This is a genomic window from Asanoa sp. WMMD1127 (assembly GCF_029626225.1).
In the GTDB taxonomy this organism is placed as follows: Bacteria; Actinomycetota; Actinomycetes; order Mycobacteriales; family Micromonosporaceae; genus Asanoa.
The window spans coordinates 6,832,148-6,851,742 of record NZ_JARUBP010000001.1 but is presented as its reverse complement, the minus strand read 5'-3'; the positions used below and the strand labels follow the sequence as shown (position 1 = coordinate 6,851,742).

General features: G+C 71.7%; 19 protein-coding genes. 8 read left to right on the top strand and 11 right to left on the bottom strand.

The genetic code is table 11. The features are described 5' to 3' along the window. Positions 1-34 precede the first annotated feature (34 nt). A complete protein-coding gene (locus O7635_RS32720) occupies positions 35-931 on the top strand; it encodes an aminotransferase class IV (protein ID WP_278084356.1) in 897 nt (298 codons plus the stop codon). On the opposite strand, the gene O7635_RS32715 is transcribed toward O7635_RS32720, so the two are convergent. Both O7635_RS32715 and O7635_RS32710 read right to left on the bottom strand, forming a co-directional pair. After that, on the bottom strand, positions 928-1,623 hold the full coding sequence (locus O7635_RS32715; RefSeq protein ID WP_278084355.1) for an HAD family hydrolase: 696 nt from the start codon (positions 1,621-1,623) through the stop codon (positions 928-930). The two genes, O7635_RS32720 and O7635_RS32715, sit on opposite strands and share 4 nt — an antisense overlap. Beyond that, positions 1,620-2,333 (bottom strand): hypothetical protein, encoded by a 714-nt coding sequence (locus O7635_RS32710; RefSeq protein ID WP_278084354.1) that lies wholly within the window; start codon positions 2,331-2,333, stop codon positions 1,620-1,622. Before O7635_RS32710 ends, O7635_RS32715 begins: the two co-directional genes overlap by 4 nt. 86 nt (positions 2,334-2,419) lie before the next feature. On the opposite strand from O7635_RS32710, the gene O7635_RS32705 reads away from it, so the two are divergent. Further along, positions 2,420-3,043 carry a HEAT repeat domain-containing protein gene (locus tag O7635_RS32705; protein WP_278084353.1) on the top strand — a complete coding sequence of 208 codons (624 nt, stop codon included), beginning with the start codon at positions 2,420-2,422 and terminating at the stop codon, positions 3,041-3,043. Here the strand turns inward: O7635_RS32705 and O7635_RS32700 are convergent. Beyond that, a complete protein-coding gene (locus O7635_RS32700) occupies positions 3,009-5,054 on the bottom strand; it encodes an MMPL family transporter (protein ID WP_278084352.1) in 2,046 nt (681 codons plus the stop codon). The two genes, O7635_RS32705 and O7635_RS32700, sit on opposite strands and share 35 nt — an antisense overlap. 65 nt (positions 5,055-5,119) lie before the next feature. On the opposite strand from O7635_RS32700, the gene O7635_RS32695 reads away from it, so the two are divergent. Further along, positions 5,120-5,542, top strand: a complete 423-nt coding sequence (locus O7635_RS32695) for a MarR family winged helix-turn-helix transcriptional regulator (RefSeq protein WP_278084351.1) — start codon at positions 5,120-5,122, stop codon at positions 5,540-5,542. Beyond that, the gene (locus O7635_RS32690) at positions 5,539-5,970 is read left to right on the top strand and encodes a GNAT family N-acetyltransferase (RefSeq protein ID WP_278084350.1); all 432 of its coding nucleotides are present in this window, start codon (positions 5,539-5,541) and stop codon (positions 5,968-5,970) included. Before O7635_RS32695 ends, O7635_RS32690 begins: the two co-directional genes overlap by 4 nt. Positions 5,971-5,974: 4 nt before the next feature. On the opposite strand, the gene O7635_RS32685 is transcribed toward O7635_RS32690, so the two are convergent. From O7635_RS32685 to O7635_RS32670, 4 genes are all read right to left on the bottom strand, one after another. Then, positions 5,975-6,772, bottom strand: coding sequence for an ABC transporter permease (locus O7635_RS32685; protein ID WP_278084349.1), 798 nt, complete (start codon positions 6,770-6,772; stop codon positions 5,975-5,977). A gap of 65 nt (positions 6,773-6,837) precedes the next feature. Beyond that, positions 6,838-7,794 (bottom strand): ABC transporter ATP-binding protein, encoded by a 957-nt coding sequence (locus tag O7635_RS32680; RefSeq protein ID WP_278084348.1) that lies wholly within the window; start codon positions 7,792-7,794, stop codon positions 6,838-6,840. A 131-nt stretch (positions 7,795-7,925) separates the two neighbouring features. Beyond that, complete coding sequence (locus tag O7635_RS32675) at positions 7,926-8,678, bottom strand: alpha/beta hydrolase (protein ID WP_278084347.1); 753 nt, start codon at positions 8,676-8,678, stop codon at positions 7,926-7,928. A gap of 140 nt (positions 8,679-8,818) precedes the next feature. Continuing rightward, positions 8,819-9,232: a MarR family transcriptional regulator gene (locus O7635_RS32670; RefSeq protein WP_278084346.1), complete on the bottom strand. Its 414-nt coding sequence runs from the start codon at positions 9,230-9,232 to the stop codon at positions 8,819-8,821. 111 nt (positions 9,233-9,343) lie between these two features. Between O7635_RS32670 and O7635_RS32665 the strand changes: the two genes are divergently transcribed. After that, positions 9,344-11,089, top strand: coding sequence for an ABC transporter ATP-binding protein (locus O7635_RS32665; protein WP_278084345.1), 1,746 nt, complete (start codon positions 9,344-9,346; stop codon positions 11,087-11,089). On the opposite strand, the gene O7635_RS32660 is transcribed toward O7635_RS32665, so the two are convergent. From O7635_RS32660 to dinB, 4 genes are all read right to left on the bottom strand, one after another. Continuing rightward, positions 11,090-11,407: a hypothetical protein gene (locus tag O7635_RS32660; RefSeq protein WP_278084344.1), complete on the bottom strand. Its 318-nt coding sequence runs from the start codon at positions 11,405-11,407 to the stop codon at positions 11,090-11,092. It lies immediately after the preceding gene. Positions 11,408-11,447: 40 nt separating this feature from the next. Continuing rightward, positions 11,448-12,410 (bottom strand): dihydrodipicolinate synthase family protein, encoded by a 963-nt coding sequence (locus tag O7635_RS32655; protein WP_278084343.1) that lies wholly within the window; start codon positions 12,408-12,410, stop codon positions 11,448-11,450. Positions 12,411-12,426: 16 nt separating this feature from the next. Continuing rightward, positions 12,427-13,374 (bottom strand): isocitrate lyase/phosphoenolpyruvate mutase family protein, encoded by a 948-nt coding sequence (locus tag O7635_RS32650; protein ID WP_278084342.1) that lies wholly within the window; start codon positions 13,372-13,374, stop codon positions 12,427-12,429. Positions 13,375-13,715: 341 nt separating this feature from the next. After that, positions 13,716-14,906, bottom strand: a complete 1,191-nt coding sequence (dinB, locus tag O7635_RS32645; protein ID WP_278084341.1) for a DNA polymerase IV — start codon at positions 14,904-14,906, stop codon at positions 13,716-13,718. Positions 14,907-14,957: 51 nt separating this feature from the next. Here dinB and O7635_RS32640 point away from each other — a divergent pair, with 51 nt between their 5' ends. The 3 genes from O7635_RS32640 to O7635_RS32630 all read left to right on the top strand — a co-directional run bounded on the left by O7635_RS32640 (position 14,958) and on the right by O7635_RS32630 (position 19,445). After that, the gene (locus tag O7635_RS32640; protein ID WP_278084340.1) at positions 14,958-15,479 is read left to right on the top strand and encodes an NUDIX domain-containing protein; all 522 of its coding nucleotides are present in this window, start codon (positions 14,958-14,960) and stop codon (positions 15,477-15,479) included. 165 nt (positions 15,480-15,644) lie between these two features. Further along, the gene (locus tag O7635_RS32635; RefSeq protein WP_278084339.1) at positions 15,645-18,440 is read left to right on the top strand and encodes an alpha-amylase family glycosyl hydrolase; all 2,796 of its coding nucleotides are present in this window, start codon (positions 15,645-15,647) and stop codon (positions 18,438-18,440) included. 147 nt (positions 18,441-18,587) lie between these two features. Beyond that, entirely contained in the window at positions 18,588-19,445 is an 858-nt protein-coding gene (locus O7635_RS32630; protein ID WP_278084338.1) for an AraC family transcriptional regulator, read from the top strand. Positions 19,446-19,595: the final 150 nt, after the last annotated feature.

Here is a 19,595-nt window from a genome sequence, read left to right as displayed (position 1 = left end):
CTAGTCGTGTGGATAGCCGTGATCTGCTGGGTGAATGCTGCAGAGCTACGACGCGCGGAACGCCGACATCCGGTATTCGGTCAACGGCGTGCTGCGGCACCGGGACGAGCCCGGTTTGTCGCCGTTCGACTCGGTTGTCCAGGGTGGCGACGCCGTCTGGGAGGGCCTGCGGCTTTACGACGGCCGGATCTTCGCGCTCGACGCCCACCTCACCCGCCTGCGCCGTTCGGCCAGCGCGCTCAACTTCGCCGGCATACCGTCCAATGCGGACATAACGGCCGCCGTCCGCGAGACGCTGGCGGCCAACGACATGCGCGACGGCGTACACGTGCGACTGACCCTGACCCGCGGCGTCAAGCTCACCAGCGGCATGGACCCGCGGCTCAACACCGCGGGCTGCACGTTGATCGTGCTCGCCGAGCACAAACCGCCCGTGTACGACACGTCGGGCCTGACGCTGATCACCTCGAGTGTCCGCCGGCCCGGCGCCGACGTGCTCGACCCGAAGATCCACCACGCGAACCTGCTCAACTCGATCCTCGCGAAGATCGAGGCCAACGTGGCCGGCGCCGACGACGCGCTCATGTTGGACTCCCGGGGCTTCGTGGCCGAGACCAACGCCACGCACCTGTTCGCGGTGGTGGACGGCGGGCTGGTCACCCCGCGTACCGTCGCGTGTCCGGAAGGGATCACCCGCGACACCGTGCTGAAGCTGGCACCGGAAGCCGGCGTCCCGACCGAGGTGCGCGACGTGAGCCTGGTCGAGATGTACAACGCCGACGAGGTGTTCTGCACCGGGACGATGGGCGAGCTGGCCGCGGTGACGACGATCGACGGCCGCGTCGTCGGCGCCGGCGAGGTGGGTCCGGTGACCGCCAAGCTGTCCGGGATCTACCAGGCGTACGCCCGGGCCAACGCTCAGGAGCTCTAGAGCCGGTGTGCGGCCAGCTCGTCGTAGAACGGCTGCGCCGCCTCCACCAGGTGCGTCAGGTGGGCGGGCACGTCGACCGGCTCGTCGCGGTAGGGCGCGAAGCCGGTGGACCGCTCGACCGCCGCGTACCAGTGCGGGGCCCAGACCCCGTCGCTGTCCCGCCGACCGGCCGGCCAGGTCAGCATCGCCGGGTCGAACTCGATGCCCAGCTCGGCGCAGAGCTTGCGGAGCTGGCCTGCGGGGTCGCGCAGCAGCGCCGCCGAGTCGAGCACCGGCCCGCCGTGGGCGCGGAAGATCTCCACCTGCTGCGGATAGCCGAGGTCCTCGAGCGTCGGCGTGCCACGGACCTTGGCGTACGAGGCGACCACATGCGCCGGATCCCGGATCAGGTACGCGTTGACGACCTCGCCCAACCACTCCCGGCCCACCTCGGGCAGCAGGTGGTGCGCCATGTGCTTCTCGTACTGCAGCGCCTTGCCGGCGGGCCGGCGCAGCGCGTCGACCGCGCCCCACCAGTGGGTGGGCTGGCTGGCCAGGATCGCCGCCCGGCCCGGGTGGTCGAGCCCGGTGGCCGCCAGGTAGAAGGCGTAGAGCGGCTCGTCGACCACGGCGCAGTCGGCCCGCGCGCCGAAGCTGCGCATCAGGGCGGTCGAGACGTTGCGCGGACCCGACCACATCGCGATCCGGATCACGCCAGCTCCCGTCGGTCGCGCCGCCAGTGCTGCTTCTTGTTCTCGTCGCGGACCACGAAGCCGAGCTTGAGCAGCTGCTCGCGCAGCTGCGCGGCCTCCTCGGTCCGGCCCTTCTCGAGCGCGGTGGCCCGGTCGATGAGCAGGCCGTGCGCCACACCGGGCAGGTCGTCGTCGAGCCGGGTCCAGATGCGGAACTCGTCGCGGTGCGGGTCGCCGCCGGCCAGCCACGGGTAGCCCTTGGCGGTGAACGCCGCCTCGACCGCCTTCTTGCTCAGGTCGGTCTTCTCCCGGGCCAGCTCGCGGGCCTCCCGGCCGAGCACGACGAGCTCCTTGCGGTCGAAGAAGACGCCGGTGACCTCGCCCCGGGACATCCGCCGCGCCTTGGCCTTGTTGCCGCCCCGCGTGAGCGTGACCTCGCTCGGCCCGACCCGCACGACCAGCATGTCGGCGACCGCCAGCACCGCCACGACCAGACCGAGCACCAGGCCCACTCCCACGCAGGCCAGCGTCGCCTGCACGTCGGGCGCCTCGTCGACGAACCGGAACACGAACTTGAACGGCGCCCAGGGCAGGCCCACGACCCAGCCGGCCCCCCACTGGACGACCCAGCCGAGCGCCGCGCCCAGCAACGGGAACAGCACCCAGTAGAGCGCCCGGGCCGCCGGGTCGTCGACGACGGTCTCGTCGAAGGACGACTCGTTGGCGGTCATTTTGGTGATTCTGCCCGACGACACCCGCCGCACGCCGCCCCGGTCGCGCCCCGCGCCCGGTTGGACCTCGGTTGTAACGTTCCCTTGTGGACGCCGCGGAGGAGGTCGCCCGGTTGCTCACCGCCGCCGGCGGGTCGGGGTTCCCGGACGCGCTGGCCCGGTTCGAGACATTGCCGGACACGGCGTGCGCGGCCCTGCTCGCGGTGGTGGCCGGCACCGTGCCGCGCCCGCCGACCGGGGCACCCGGCGCCCATCCGCGCGACGTCGTGGAGGACGCCTCCGAGACGGTGCACGTCGCCGCCCGCCGGTGGCCCGAGCGCTTCGAGGCGGTCGTCGTCGCGACCCCGGCGCTCCGCCGCGACACCAACGTCGCGCACGCGCTCCGCGAGCTGGACACGCCGGGTTCGCTGGCGATCCTGGTGGCGGCGGCCCAGGTGCGGGAGGCGGGCCACGGCTATCTGCGGGCGACGGCGGTGGCGAGCCTGCTGGCCCGGCGGAGCCCCGCCTTGACCGACCTGCTGCCCCGCCTGCTCGGCGACCGCCACGACGCGGCCCGCCAGGCGGCCGTGGACGCGGCGCCGCGCTTCGCGGACGAGCGGGCGTTGCCGGCCCTACGCCGCATCGCCGACAACCCCCGCCGCACACCGTGGGAGCGGGACAGGGCCCGACGCGCGATCACGCGGATCGGCGGCCCGGCCACCACCAGTTGACGCGGCCGAACGCGGCCACCAAGGCGGGGGTCAGGATGCCGCGGACGATCGTCGCGTCGAGGGCGATGCCGAGGGCCAGCGTCGTCGCGAAGATCTTCACGTCGACCACCGGCACCGTCGACAGCGCGATGAACGCCAGCACCAGGATGAGCGCGGCCGAGGTGACCAACCGCCCGGTGTACGCGATGCCGTGCACCGTCGCCTCGTCGGTCGACAGGCCGGCGTCGTGGCCCTCGCGGATCCGGGACAGGATGAACACCTCGTAGTCCATCGACAGCCCGAACAGGAACGAGAACGCGGCGATCGGCACCCACACCGTGACCGACCCGCTGGACTCCGTGCCGAACAGGGCCTCGCTGCCGTAGCCGTCCTGCCAGATCAACACCGTGAGGCCGTACGCCGCCGCGATCGACACCACGTTGAGCAGCAGCGCCTTGATCGGCAGCCAGATCGACCGGAGCGCCCGGGCCAGCAGCGCGAACGTGATCACCACGACGAGGGCGAGCACCCACCAGCTGTCACCGTAGATCGCGTCGACCGCGTCGGCGTCCTGCGCCGCCGTGCCGCCGACCTCGCCCGGCGCCGCCGCCCGGATCCGGTCGACCGTCGCCGCGCCCGCCGGCGACGCCGGGTCCTCCGTCAACAGCACGGGCACCAGCCGCTGGTCGCCGGCCGTCCAGCCGGGCCCGTTCGGGGCGACCACCTCCCACACGCCCTCCACGCCGGCCAGCCGCTCGGCCGCCGCCGGATCCGTGGTGACGACCTCGATCGGCCGCAGCGCGCCGGCCGCGCCGGCCTCGGCCAGGTTCTGGTAGCCCACGGCGGCCGGGCTGTCGCCGCCCCCGATCGCCGCGAGCTCCGGCGAACCGAGGCGCAGGCCGAAGACGGGCAGGGCCATGACGACCAGGGCGGCGGTGGCGAGGACGGCGGAGAGCCAGCGGTGCCGGACGACGAACCCGCCGATGGCGTGCCAGGACCGGCTCTCCGTCTTCGGCAGCTTGCGGCGGGGCCACTCCAGCCTGGGACCGACGGAGGCGAGCAGCGCCGGCAGCAGGGTCACCGCGACCAGCACGCTGACCAGCGGGATCAGCAGGCCGCCGAGGCCGACGCTGCGCAGGAACGGCAGGGGGAGCACGATCAACGCGAGCAGCGAGATCGCCACCGTGACCCCGCTGAACACGACAGCGCGGCCGGCGGTGGCCATCGCCGTGCGTACCGCCTGCTCGTTGTCGGCCCCGCCCGCGCGCTCCTCGCGCCAGCGCATGACCAGCAGCAACGCGTAGTCGATGGCGACGCCGAGGCCGATCAGACCCACCAGGTACTGCACGATGAACGAGACGTCGAGGCCGGCGGTCAGTGCCAGGACCAGCAGGAACGTCGTGGTGATCGCGACGGCGGCCATCAGCAGGGGCACCAGGGCGAGCAGCGAGCCGAAGGCCAGCGCCAGCACGATCAGCGCGCCGCCGGCGCCGAGCGCGATCTCCACGATGATGGGCCGGTCGGACCCGCCGCCGCTCTCGTTGAGCGGGTCGACGCCGGTGACCAGCGGTTGCGCGCCACCTACGGTGACACCGGCCAGCGCGCCTTCGAGCTGGGGGAGGGCGGCGGCGTACGGGGCGGGGCCGGGGGTGAGCGGCGGATAGACCAGGGCGAACGCGGTGTCGTCGCGGACGAACGCGTCGGCGTCGGCGACGTCGAGCGGGGAGGCGACCCGCCAGTCCGGCCGCTGGAGCCGACCGAACGCGGCGGCGAGCTCATCGCGTACGCCGGGATCGTCGAAGGTCTTTCCCTCGGGCAGGGTGACGGTGACGACCAGCGGGTCCACGTCGCCGCCGCCACCGAAGGTCTCCTGGATCCGCTGGTTGGCCTCGTAGGCCGGCTGGCCCGGGAAGCTGAAGTCGTAGCTGAGCCGGTCGATCGCCCGCGGTGCCAGGGCGCCGCCGATCACCGCGAGCACCAGCCAGCCGAGCATGACGAGCCGCCGGTGCCGCAGGATCCACTCGGTCCACATCGCTGTCGCCTCTCGGCCGGGGTGTAAGGAGACTTATGGTTAGCCGGGACCATACGCTACTAAACATGGAGTTCGACGACGACGCCGTGGTCCCGTGGACCGTCGTCCGGGCCAGCCACGCGCTCAGCCGGATGTTCACGGCCGAGCTGGCCAAGGTGGGCCTCAAGCCGCACCTGTTCGGCATCCTGGCCACGCTGAGCCGCAACCCGGGCATGTCGTCGGCGGAGCTCGCCCGGCAGGTGCGGGTCACGCCGCAGAGCATGGGCTCGCTGCTGCGCGGGCTGGTCGCCGAAGGCCTCGTCACACACCCGGCGCCGCGGCGGGGGCAGCCGCTGTCGGTCAGCCTGACCGCCGCCGGGCACGAGCTGCTCGGGCGGGCCTGGCCGATCATCGCGCGGATGAACCGGCCTGCGGCGCTCGGCCTGTCCGCGGCCGAGGCCGCGCAGCTCAACTCGCTGCTCCACCGGGTGCTGGCGGCGACGGGGTGAGCGTGGTCGTGCGGCGGGCGACCGTCGCCGACGCGGCGGCGCTGTCGGCGCTACGCCGCGACGGGGTGGCCGATGACGCGTTCGACACGTCGTTCTCCGAGTGGCTGGCCGCGCATGTGGAGACCCACCTGCCGTTCGTCGCCGAGCTGGACGGGCGGGTGGTCGGGATGGCCTGGCTGTTCGTCGCGGCGCGGGTGCCGAGCCGGTCGCGGCGCGACCGCCGGTTCGGCGACGTGCAGTCGGTGTACGTGCTGCCCTCGGCGCGCGGCCGCGGCGTGGGGGCGGCGTTGCTGGCCGAGGTGCTGGCCTGCGCTGAACAGTTGTCGCTGGAGCACGTGACCGTGCACTCGAGCGACCGGGCGGTGTCGCTCTATACCCGGGCCGGTTTCGGCCAGGACCGCACCTGGCTGCGCTGGACGCCCACCTAGTCGACTACCGCACCCACTGAACGGCTTCGTGGCGCGCGGCTTCCACTTGGGACCCCGATTGCCGACGGGCCATCCGGCGCAGCACGATCGGGGCCACCAGCACCCCGGCAATGGCCCAGGCGCTGAGGACGCTGATCGTCTCCAGTGTGCGCCACGAGTCACCGATCTCGAGCGTTGCCGCAGACTCTGGCAGGAACGCCGATCGCATGCCGAGCCCGAGCCAGTACACGGGAAAGAGTTGGGCCACGACCTGGACCCAGCCCCACAGCGCCTGGATCGGGTAGAAGATGCCGGAGATGGCGGTGAGCACCATGATCGGGAGCATCCCCCAGGTGCCGACCTTCTGAACGTTGGGCACCAGCGAACCGATGATGATGCCGATCGGCATGGTGGCGAGGAGCCCGAGAACAAGGACCCAGGCGACCGTGAGCCATCCCGCGGCGCCTCGGTGGACCAGGTCGTCGAAGAGCAGGAAGCTGGGGATCAGGATGGTCAAGAGGGAGGGGAACAGACCGAGCGAGTGGAAGAGCACCTGGCCGCTGACGTAGCCCAGGATGCCGCGAGGCACTGCCTTGGCGCGCAGGAGTGTGCCGTCCTCGCGCTCCATGGCAAGCGCGTAGGCCGGGCCGATGATCACGCCGAAGGCCACCAGACCGCCGAGGATGCTCGGCATCGACACCGAGGGCAGGAGCAGCGACGTCCCGTCGACCTGGGTGTTGCGCCGCACGAACAGGTAGCCGACGACGACGACCGATACGAAGAGGTAGAAGCCCTGATCCTGCGGGCTGCGGATGCTCAGCACGAACTCCGTCCAGCCGCGGGCTAGCCCCACGCGGATCGCGTGTGTCGTGCGCTGTCCGGTTCGACTCATCGGGCGCCCCCCGTGTCGACCTTCGCCTCGGCCGTACCGAAGGTGGTCGCCGCCTGGTCGGCGTGGCCGGACTCGTGCTGCTGGACCATCGTGAGGTAGGTGTCCTCGAGGCTGGCCCGCCGTACCTCCAGATCAGTGATCCCCACTCCGTGCTGGGCGAACAGCTCCCGCGTGAACGTGGTGGGGTCCCGTGTTGACTCCACGTAGTGCCGGCCGTTGAGGCTCCACCGCACCTCGCCCTCGCCGGCGACCTGCCGGGCGAGTTGCTCGGCGCTGCCGTCGGCGACGATCCGGCCACCCGCCAGGATCAGGATGCGGTCGGCCAGCTTCTCCGCCTCGTCCAGATCGTGGGTGGTCAGCAGGATCGTCGTCTCTTCGAGGTTGGCCAGGCGGTGGATCAGCTCGTGGAACTCACGCCGGGCGTGCGGGTCGAATCCCGCCGTCGGCTCGTCGAGGAAGAGCAACTCGGGCCGCCCGACGATCCCGATCGCGACGTCGAGGCGGCGACGTTGCCCACCGGACAGCGTACGAATCTTCTGGTCTGCCTGCTCATCGAGGCCGACCATGGCTATCAGCTCTTCCACGTCGTACGGCCGGGTGCGCTGGGGCGTGGCGTACGGCGCGTAGTAGCTCCCCAGGTGGGCGAGGAGCTTCCGTGGCGTCCAGCGCGCGTGGTCGCGCCAGGACTGGAGCACCACACCGACGCGCGCTCGCCAGTCCTCGTCACCCTGCGCCGGATCGACTCCCAGCACATCAACGGTGCCGGCCGATGGCAGCCGGAAGCCTTCGAGGATCTCGATCGTCGTGGTCTTTCCGGCCCCATTAGGCCCGAGCAACGTGATGACCTCACCCCTGTGCACAGTGAAGTCGACACCATTGAGCACATCGTTGGACCCGTAGCGCATCCGCAGATCTCGAACGTCGACAATCGACTCGTCCTCGGCCGGCCGCATCTGTCGACTGTAGCTGCCGGAGCCAAGCGGACAGCCGTGAGCACTGTGCACTCCCGTCCGCCCTATCTCGTCGCTTCGACTGCGTCGACGAGTCGCTCGGCGGTGATGCGGCGCTGTGCGACGGATCGAAGCTAGCCGGCGTGGGCGGCGAGGAAGGTGTCCACATCGGACTCGATGGTGCCGAGCATGTCCCAGCCGTGCAGGCTGCTGCCCTTGAGCTCGATCAGCTTCTTGTCGGTCGCCGCGACCGCTGTGAAGAAGCCCTGGTCGCGCTCGCCGCAGAAGGCGGACGGGTCGTCGGTCGCGCAGGCGAACAGCAGCGGCACCTTGAGGCCGGCGGCGGCGTCGGCGGGTGAGGTGGGGGCGGTGGCGGCCGCGGCGAAGCTGGCGTCGTGGGCCGAGAGCGACACGACGGAGTCGGCCTCGGTCTCGCCGTGCGCGGCGGCGACCAACGCGATCGCGGCGCCGCGGGAGGCGCCGACGAGCTGGACGGTGCTCGCGCCGTCGCGGCGGAGCTGGACCGCCGCGGCCATCACGTCGAGGGCCGGCTCGGGGCCGCCGCACTCGCTGAGGCCGTCGCAGCGCTGGTCGAAGGCGAGCACCTGGTAGCCCTCCCCGGCCCACCGCCGCGCGTGGGCGAACCAGCCGCAGAGGTCGCTGCCGCGCTGGTGCACCAGGACCAGCCCACGCTCCCCTTGCCCGAACCGGGCTGCGGCGAGCTCGACCCCGTCGTTGGTGGTCAGGACGACCTTCTCGATGTCGTCCGCCGGGCCGAAGCCGCAGCGCTCCTCGGGCTCGGGCGCTTCGTCGGCGGAGGACGGCGGCGCGGGCGGCGGGTCGTCGTCGCCACCGCATCCGGCCGCGAACGCCAACGAAGCACACACCAGAACGGCCACCAAGCGACGTGGGAGCGCTACCATGCGCGGCACTCTATCGTGGACAGACACCCCTGGCTGCCCGTCTTCGAGTCGGATCCCGGACGGTTTCGGCCAGCCCTCGCCCGCCCCGCGGGATGCCGTCGAGGTCAGTCGTGGGCGAGGTTGTGGAGGATGCGGCCCAGGTGGTCGCGGTCCTCGGGGGAGAGGGCGGCGAAGAAGCGCTCGGACTCCGCCGTCCGTGCGGTCCGGATGGCCGACGCGGCCGACGTGCCCTCGGTGGTCAGGGCGACGAGGGTCGCCCGGCGATCGGCCGGATCGGGATGCCGCTCGACCAGCCCGCGCCGCTCCAGGTCGTCGACGACCTCGGTGGTCGAGCGGGGAGCGATGTGCAGCTTCTCGGCGAGGTCTCCCAGGCGCAGCGCGCCGTGCTCGACCAGGACGTTGATCGCCCGCCACTGGGCCGGTGTCACCTCCCACGGCGCCATCGTCTGGCGGTTGAGGTGCCGGAGGCGCCGCGCTACGCCCCAGAACGCCTCGGAGAGGCTTTCTCCTTGGTCCACGCGGAATACCGTACCAACCGATCTGGTTGTAACCTCATGTTGAGGTAACCTCAACAAATCCGAACCACGGGAGGACCATCCGACTTGCCCCAACACGAGCATGGCCGACGCGTGAGCGAGGCCGAGAAGACCCAGGCGCGCCAGGTGTCGTTGCGCCGGATCGGGCGGCTGTTCGGGCCGCACCGCTGGCCCCTGGCCGTCGTCACCCTGATCATCGTGGCGTCGTCGATCATCGCGATGGCGTCGCCCTTCCTGCTCCGTGCCGTGATCGACCAGGCGCTACCGCAGCAGAACCTGCGGCTGCTGGTCTGGTTGGTGATCGGCATGATCGGCGTCGCGGCCGCCACCTCCGCGCTCGGCGTCGTGCAGACCTGGATCTCCACGGCGGTGGGGCAGAAGGTCATGCACCAGCTGCGTACGAGCGTCTTCAGCCACCTGCACCGCCAGTCCGTCGGCTTCTTCACCCGGACCCGGACCGGCGAGGTGCAGTCCCGCATCACCAACGACATCGGCGGCATGGAGGCCGTGGTCACCACCACCGCCACCTCGATCGCCTCGAACCTCACCACCACCATCGCCACCATCGCCGCGATGGTCGCCTTGTCCTGGCAGCTGTCGCTGGTCTCGTTGATCGTCTTGCCGCCGGCGATCTGGCTGACCCGGCGCGTGGCCCGGATGCGCCGCGTGATCACCGAGCAGCGTCAGCGCGAGCTCGCCGACCTCAACGTCACCATCGAGGAGGGCCTGTCGGTCAGCGGCGCGCAGCTGTCGAAGACGCTGTCCACCGGCGCCGCGCTGGTCGACCGGTTCACCGCCTCGTCGCGCCGGCTGATCGACCTGGAGCTGCGCTCCGAGCTCGCCGGCCGCTGGCGGATGGCCTCGATGAGCATCATCTTCGCCGCGATCCCCGCGCTGATCTACCTGAGCGCCGGGCTGCCGTTCACCCGCGGCGCGCTGAGCATCGGCACGCTGGTCGCCTTCACCGCCCTGCAGAGCGGCCTCTTCCGACCCCTCATGGGCCTGCTCAACGTCGGTGTCACGCTGACCAGCTCGCTGGCCCTGTTCCAGCGGATCTTCGAGTACCTGGACCTGCCGGTCGAGGTCGACGACCCCGCCGCACCCGTGACGCTCGGCCCGGTTGCCGGGCATCTGCGCCTGGAGAACGTCAGCTTCACGTACCCGGGCAGCTCTGTTCCCGCCGTTTCCGGGGTGTCGCTCGATGTGCCGGCCGGGACGTCGCTCGCCCTCGTCGGCGAGACCGGCTCCGGCAAGAGCACGCTGGCGGCGATGATCGCCCGGTTGTACGACCCGACCGCCGGCCGCGTCACCATCGACGGCGTCGACGTGCGCGACCTGCGCCTGGCCGATCTGGCGGGGATCGTCGGGGTGGTCAGCCAGGAGACCTACCTGCTGCACACCACGATCCGCGAGAACCTGCGGTACGCGAAGCCGTCGGCGACCGACGCCGAGCTGGAGGCCGCCGCTCGGGCGGCGCAGATCCACGAGCTGATCGCGGAGCTGCCGGACGGCTACGACACGGTGGTCGGCTCGCGCGGGCACCGGTTCTCGGGAGGCGAGAAGCAACGGATCGCGATCGCGCGTACGCTGCTGCGCGATCCGAAGATCCTGGTGCTCGACGAGGCGACCAGCGCGCTCGACACCGAGACGGAACGGGCGGTGCAGCGGGCGTTCGACGCGCTGTCGCGTGGCCGCACCACGGTGACGATCGCGCACCGGCTCTCGACGATCCGCGACGCCGACCAGATCGTGGTGATCGACCACGGCCGGGTGCTCGAGTCCGGCACGCACGACACGCTGGTCGACTCGGCCGGACGCTATGCGGCGCTGGCGGCGTGACTAGGACTCGTCGTACCGCGTCGGTGGGAACGGGTTGTCGGGGCTCAGCGGCCGGGTCTCGCCCTCGTCCTCCTGCCGCGCGGCGACGCCCTCGATGTCGTCGATCGTGCTGGAGTCGCTGAGGTCGGTGGGCACCGGGTCGTCGGTGGCGGGCGGCACGTCGTCCGGGTCGTAGTCAGCCGTGCCGGCCTCGACCCGCTCCTCCTGCGTGCGGCGTGCGAGCTCGTCGTCGTCGAGCCGGTCCGGCGCGCCACCGTGGAACCGCCGGTCGCGCTGGCCCTCGGCTGCCTCGGTCGTGAAGTCCTCTTCCCTCGCCATCCATCCAGTCTTACCCCGGTCGCGCGGGTTTCGCTTTGTTTCAGAGCGGGTCGAGGCCGGCCGCGCGCAGGTTCGAGACGGCGTCGCCGACCTCCACCTCGCTCGGCGCCGGCACGGGCACGCGCGGGGTGCCGCCCGATTGGCCGTACGCGCCGCGCAGCGCCTTGATCAGGCCCAGCGGGGTCTTGCCCTCGCGCAACACGGAGCCGTGGGCGAACTCGCCGGCCTGCATGATCCAACCGAGCCGCTGCTGCGCCTCGTGCCACTGTCCTTTCTCGACGGCGACAAAGAACTCGTGCAGGTACGGCTGGCGCGGCGTCTGCAGGAACAGCGCGCGGCTGGAGCCCATCAGCACGTCGGGCGCGACCTCGGGGTAGAGCATGCGGGCGACGAGGAAGTACTCCTCGACCGGGCTGGTCACCATGACGTCCCGGCCGATCGCCTCGAGGGTTTCGAGGAACACGTCGAGCCGCACGGCGCCGTCGAGCAGCAGCGCGATCTGCGGGCGGAGGGCGAGCTCGCGCAGGAGCGGGAGGCCCATCTCGTACCCGATCTCGTTGAGGCTCGTGTTGTAGACGCCGAACGGTGCGGGCACGCGGCCCAGCACGTAGTCGAAGAAGGCCAGCACCCCGCTCTGCCCGCGCGGCCCGAAGAACGGCGGCCACAACATGATCATGCCGGCGCCGGACTCGGCCGCGTGGGTGGCGAGGTCGACCGCGTCGTCGGGCGCGGTGTGCGTGGCGGACACGGCGACGGGCACGCGCCCGGCCGCCTCGTCGAGCACGATCTCGGCGAGGCGCTTGCGCTCCTGGAGCGTGAGCAGCCAGAACTCCTGCCAGACGGACCCGACGTAGAGCCCGCCGACCCCCGGAAGGCTCAGGGTGTACGCGACGTCCTTGCGGACCGCGGCCTCGTCGATCATGCCGGCGTCGGTGTAGGGCGTGAACATCACGGGGACGTAGCCGGACAGGTTGGTCCGGGCCCAGCGTTTCGCGTCGATCACCGCGTCCCTCCTCGCGTCACCATCGGTTCTCCAGCCATTGGCCGACGCCGGTGAGCGTCGCCAGGTCGACGGGGGCGAGCAGGGGGAGCGTGCCGGGTTCGTCGGCGAGGACGGCGGCGACCTCCTGGGCCATCGCGGTCACCGCGGAGCTGATCAGCAGCTGCGACATGAGGTAGAGGCCGAACCCGATCCGCCTGGCCTCGTCGACGGGAAGGTGGCGCCCGGTGGGGGAGTGGACGACGATCCGGTTGGCGGGTACGCGTTCCAGCAGGAACCCGTAGGCCGACATCCGCCGCTCCCGGTCGGCCGGCGTGTCCGGGTAGTTAAGGTAGCGGGTCATCAGCGGGAGCACGAGGTCGGCGCCGGCGTCCAGATAGGACTCACACCGGGCCCGCGCGTCGTCGACGGAGTTCCTGACGGCGTCGGTCCGGACGATGACCGTGGTCTCGCGGCCGACCTCGCGCCTGACCTGGGCGACCTCCCGGCCGACCTCGGCCATGGTGCGCAGCGGCCGGTCCTTGCCGAAGCCCTGCCGGTCCTCGACGACGAACCCGGCCGCGCCGGCGGAGAACGCGTCGGCGGCGCGCGCGTCGGCCGACCGGTTGCCTTCGAGGCCGGTCTGGCCGTCGACGACGATCGCCAGGCCGGCGGCGTCGACGAGCTCCCGGGCCCGGTCGAGGTATCGCTCCCATGGGTCCTGCGGGGCGTGCGGTGAGGGAGCGTCGGCGGCCTGGAAGCCGAACGGGGTGAGGTAGGCGGCGTCGATGCCGGCGGCTTCCAGGACCCGCGCGCCGACGACGTCGTAGCAGCCTGGAGCGATGACGAGACCGCCGTCGTAGAGAGCGTCGCGGAGCATCGCTCGCGGCACGGGCGCCACATCCACCCCGTCGATGGCGCTGTCATGGCTGTGCGGGGTCGCTCGGGCGACCCCGTCCCGCGCGCTCACCAGATCGTCACCGCGCACCTACGGAACGCTACGCGCTGGGCCTGTTGGCTCGCCATGAATGGGGCAATTTGCGTGAGGGCGGCCACATGTGGCTCCTGCAGTCAGCGCTATTGCGGCCCGGCGGCCGGTCCCGGCTGCTCGGGCGGCCGGACCTCGGCTGCTCGGCGTCCCCCGCCCGGCTGCCTGGCGCGCCCGCGCGTCCGGCCCGGTTGCTCGGCGCCCGTGGGCCCGCGCCCGGTTGCTCGGCGCCGCGCGCTCGCGCCCGGTTGCTCGGCGCCCCGCGCGCCCGGCCCAGCTGCTCGGCGCCCGCGGCCCGTCGCCTTGCTCCCTGAGCCCGTCACACCGTCGGGCCCGTCGGCTCAGTCCGGGAGCATAGGCATCTCCAGTCCTGGGCCTTGGCCGACGAGGACGCCGCGGGTGATGGCCGCCGAGCCGAAGCGGTCGCGGACCGCGTCCAGGGCCGCGTCGAGGGCGACGCCGTCCTGTTCGGCGAAGGGAAGCGGAAGCTGCACGTAGCGGTCGTCCAGGTTGCCAACCGAGATGCCGATCAGCGTGATGCCGCGCTCCTCGATCATCGGTAGTGCCGACTTCAGCAGCCGGCGCGTCGCGTCCAGGATCGTCTGGGTGTGCGACGTCGCCCGGGGAAGCGTGTGGGACCGGGTCGCCCTCGTGAAATCCGTGAAGCGCAGGCGCAGCACCACCGTGCGCCCGGTGCGGCCCGCCGCCCGCATCCGGCGGGTGACGCGGTCGACCAGCCCGGCCAGCATGGCGTCGAGCGCGGCCGGCGTGCGCGGCTCGCGACCCAACGCCCGCTGGGCGCCCATCGAACCGCGCCGCTTGCCCGTCTGCACGGCCCGCGGGTCGCGGTTGTGCGCCAGCGCGTCGAGATGCCGCCCCGCCGCCCGACCCAGCAGCGACACCAGCGTCGCCTCGCCCAGGCCAGCCAGCTGCCCGACGGTGAAGATCCGGCGGTCGCGCAGCTTCGCCGCGGTCACCGTTCCGACGCCCCATAGTCGTTCGACCGGTAGCGGATGAAGAAACTGCAGCTCCCGCTCGGTCGGCACCACCAGCAGGCCGTCGGGCTTGGCGACCCCGCTCGCCACCTTGGCCAGGAACTTGGTGCGCGCCACCCCGACGGTGATCGGCAGCCCGACCCGCTCGCGCACCCGCTCGCGTAGGCCGGCCGCGATCTCGGACGGCGGCCCCGCGATCCGCCGCAACCCGCTGACGTCGAGGAACGCCTCGTCGATCGACAGCCCTTCGACCGCCGGCGTGGTCTGTCGGAACACCTCGAAGACCGCCCGGCTGGCCTGCGTGTAGGCGGACATCCGCGGCTCGACCACAATGGCGTCCGGACACAACTGCCGCGCGGCCCGACCGCCCATCGCCGTGCGTACACCAGCTGCCTTTGCCTCATAGCTCGCCGCCAGGACCACGCCGCCACCCACGATCACCGGACGGCCCCGCAACCTGGGGTCGTCGCGCTGCTCGACCGACGCGTAGAAAGCGTCGAGATCGGCGTGGAGGATGGTCCCTTCTGACACGAACATATGTTCGCATGGGCAGGTCAACCGGTGTCCAGAGAGTGCAGGGATATTGCGGTGAAGAATTTTGCGCGACGCTCCGCGCGGGTGCTGTTGCTCGACCCCGACCTGCGCGTGCTGCTGCTTCACTTCCGCTTCGCCGAGCGGGACGTGCCCGAATTCGGCCCGTACGGCTGGTGCGCGCCCGGTGGCGGCGTCGAGCCGGGCGAGTCACTGGCCGATGCGGCGGCGCGGGAGATGGGTGAGGAGGTCGGCCTTTCGGTGCCGCCGGCCGACCTCGGTGCGCCGGTCGCGTACATCGGCGGTTATGCCGATCTCGGCTGGGCCAACGGCCTGTTCCGCGATGACTTCTTCGTGCTGCGGGTCGACGCGTTCGCGCCGGACATGGGCGGCATGGGCGTCGACGAGGGCGCCGTTCACGTGGGTCACCGCTGGTGGACCCGCGCCGAGCTGGTGGCGCCGGTGGAGACGGTCATCCCGTACGGCCTGGCCGGCCTGCTCGACGATCTCGCCGCGGGCCGGCTGCCGGAATGCCCGGTGGAGCTGCCGTGGCACCACGGGCCGGCCCCTGCAAGATAACGATCCCGCCTACGCGACCCCGCCGTTTCCGTGCATTCGTTGCTCGCCGCTGTCTGAAGAGGACGTTTGTGCCCGCGTACCCGTGATTTGTCCGACTGATTCATCGGTTTGCAATGTCGGTGCCCCCAGGTAACGTCCCCGTCGGTCGATGTCCGAGGGGGGAAGATGTCCATACCTGGATCCATCCGGCGCGCGCTCGGCCTGTTCGTCGCGCTGTTGCTCGTGGCCACCCTGCCTGCCGCCCCAGCGGTCGCCGGCGGTCACGGGGACGACCTGCCCGCCCGTCACTCGCTACGCGAGCCGGTGACCGACGAGAACTTCTACTTCGTGATGGCCGACCGGTTCGCCAACGGCGACACCGGCAACGACCAGGGCGGCCTGGGCTCCGACCCGCTGGTGTCCGGCTTCGACCCGACCCGCAAGGGCTTCTACAACGGCGGTGACCTCAAGGGCCTGCGGTCGAAGATCGACTACATCAAGGGGCTGGGCACCACCTCGATCTGGCTGACGCCCAGCTTCAAGAACAAGGCGGTCCAGCTCGAAGACGGCCCGTCGGCGGGCTACCACGGCTACTGGATCACCGACTTCACGCAGATCGACCCCCACCTCGGCACCAACGCCGACCTGCGCGCGCTGATCGACACCGCCCACGCCAAGGGCATGAAGGTCTACTTCGACATCATCACCAACCACACCGCCGACGTCATCGGCTACGAGGAGGGCGCGCGGAAGGCCTACGTCAGCAAGGACGTCGCGCCCTACCGCACGGCGTCCGGCGCGACGTTCGACGACCGCGACTTCGCCGGCAAGCCGTCGTTCCCCGCGCTGGACCCGGCGACGTCGTTCCCCTACACGCCGGTGCTCGACCCCGCCGAGCAGAACCTCAAGGTGCCGGCGTGGCTCAACGACGTCACGCTCTACCACAACCGCGGCGACACCACGTTCGTCGGCGAGAACTCCTACTACGGCGACTTCTTCGGCCTCGACGACCTGTTCACCGAGAACCCGCGCGTGGTCCGCGGAATGATCGACATCTACAAGACGTGGATCCGGGACTTCGGCGTCGACGGCTTCCGGATCGACACGATGAAGCACGTCAACGACGAGTTCTGGCAGGAGTTCGGGCCGGAGATCCTCGACTACGCCCACCGCCAGGGCAAGCGCGAGTTCTTCATGTTCGGCGAGGTCTTCGACACGACGAAGAGCTTCACCTCGCAGTTCACGACCCGCGACCGGATGCAGTCGGTGCTCGACTTCCCGTTCCAGGAGGCGGCCCGCAACTTCGCGTCGCGCGGCCAACCGGCCGCGGCGCTGCAGACCTTCTTCGCCGGCGACGACTGGTACACCGACGCCGACTCCAACGCCTACCAGCTGCCGACCTTCCTCGGAAACCACGACATGGGCCGCATCGGCGGCTTCGTGCGCGGTGACAACCCCGGCGCGACCGACGCGGAATGGGTCGCCCGCGACCGGCTGGCCCACGAGCTGATGTACCTGTCGCGCGGCAACCCCGTCGTCTACTACGGCGACGAGCAGGGCTTCACCGGTCCGGGCGGCGACCAGGACGCGCGGCAGACGCTGTTCGCGAGCCGGGTGCCCGACTATCTCGACGACGACCTGCTGGGCACCGATGCCACCCACGCGCACGACAACTACGTCACCACTCACCCGTTGTACGAGTCGATCGGCGACCTGGCCGCCTTGACGAAGCGCCATCCGGCCTTGCGCGACGGCGCCCAGCAGCACCGGTTCGCGAGCGAGGGCCCGGGCGTCTACGCGTTCTCCCGGCTCGATCGGCGGGACCAGCGCGAATACGTGGTCGCCCTCAACAACAGCGAGGCCGCGCAGTCGGCGACCATCCCGACCTACGCGTCGGGCCGGGAGAACTTCAAGAATGTCTACGGTGCCGGGCCGCGGATTGTCCGCACCGGCGGCGACGGGCGGCTGACGCTCTCGGTGCCGCCGCTGTCGGCGGTGGTCTACGAGGCGACCGGCAGGGTGGCCGGGTCCCGCTGGGCGCCGGCGGTGTCGCTGGCCGCGCCGGTGCCGGCGCCGGGTTCGCGTGGCCGGCTCCAGGTGACCGCCAACGTGGGGGGCTCGTCCTTCTACGAGGTCACGTTCTACGCGTCCGTCGACGGCGGGCCGTGGCGGCCGGTCGGCACCGACGACAACGCGCCCTACCAGGTGTTCGACGACGTCAGCGACGTGCGCGCGGGCACGCCGGTCCGCTATCGCGCGGTGGTGCTCGACAACAAGGGCCACACGCGGGAGTCCGCGGCGCGCTCGGCGGCAGTGCCGGCGCCGCTGGTCACGATCGAAGCGCCGGGCGAGGGCAGCGGCGTGCGGGGCACGGTCGAGGTGCGGGCGGTCGTCGACCCCGAACGGGCCACCAACGTCGTGGCCATCGAGCGTCGTGTCGCCGGCGGCCCGTGGACCCGGATCGGCACCGACTCGTCGTCGCCGGCCTACACGGTGTTCGACGACCTGACGCCGCTCAACCTCGCGGCGGACACCCCGGTCGAATACCGCGCAGTGCTGCTACCCGGCGGCCTGGCCGGTCCGGGCGCCACCAGCGAGACGCGCCGGGTCCGGGCGGCTGGCCCACCGGCCACGTCGGCGACGGTCCACTACTACCGGCCGGCGGGCGACTACGGCGACCCGCCCGCGGCGGGCTGGGGCCTGCACATGTGGGGCGAGGCGGTGGCGCCGGAAGTCCTCGCGCAGATCGCCTGGGACAAGCCGTGGCCGCGGTCGGGTGTGACCGACGGCTGGGCCGACTACCCGATCCCGCTGGCCGACGACACGAAGCCGGTCAACTTCATCATGCACCTACCCAACGGCGACGCGGTCCCGTCGACCCGGGAGCCGGGCGGCGACCGGTCCTTCCTACCGATCAACTCGCCCGAGATCTGGCTCATCCAGGGCGATCCCACGGTCTACACCAGCAAACCGGCCGTCTGACCGGCCGCCTGCTCCGGAGGCCCACCGGCGCGTGCGCCGGCGGGCCTCCGACAGGCCGGTCCCGGTCAATGGTCCGGTCCGCGGTGTTGGGAACGTGGCGGACGCCACGCCGGGAATGCTCTTCGAGCCGGCGATGCTGGACCGGGCATGACCGTGACGCCGGCTACGGACGACCTGAGCGATGTGTTGGAGCGGCTCCGCTGGTCCGTGGGCGGCTACCGGAAGGAGACGTTGCGGGGCAGCGAGCGCCGCGTCGTGGGTGGAACCGGCATGCGGTTCCACTTCGTGGCCGAGGGTGGGCTCGACGTGCGGGGCACCGCGAACACCCGGCTCGGGACCGGCGACTTCCTTCTGCTGCCACGGGGCGGCGAACACACGCTGATCGCGCGCGGCGGGACGGTCCTACACACCGGGGACCTGGAGGCCGCCTCACCGAACGCGGGCCGGGTCGCCGCGGTCATGCCCGAGATGCTGATCGCGTGCTGCCTGTCCGTGCGCGAACCGGTCGTCGCCGCCGTCATCGACGGCATGGCCTTCGAGGCGTGCGGTGATCGACCGGGCTCCCGTTCGGTCGTCTCCCAACTGGCCAACGTCCTGACCGCGGCCGCCATCAGACGGTGGGTGGAGTCCGACTGCGGCAGTCTGCCGCTGCTGACGGTGCCGTTGCGCGATGCGGAGGTGGGGCGGGCGTTGGAGGCCATCCACGAGGCGCCCGGCTCGCCGTGGACGGTGGAGACGCTCGCGCGGGTGGCGCTGGCGTCGCGATCGGCCTTCGCGAAGCGCTTCCGGGACGTGGTGGGTGAGTCGCCGGCCCGCTACCTGGCCCGGATCCGCATGGAGCAGGCCAAGCGCCTGCTCACCGACCGGACGAGCGTGGCCGAGGTCGCGGTGCGGTTGGGGTACGGCTCCGAGGCGGCGTTCAGCCGTGCGTTCCGCCGGAACGCCGGCGTGCCGCCGACTCAGTGGCGGCAGGGTGACAACGGCTGGAGTGCGCCGCCGGCCTGACCGGCGCCTTGCGATGGGGGACCTCGGCCGGGGTGCCGGTCTGCGACGCCGACGCCCGGCCCGGGGAGCCGGTCTGCGTACGCGGCGACGCCCGGCCCGGGCGCCGGTCTGCGTACGCGGCGACGCCCGGCCCGGGGAGCCGGTCTGCGT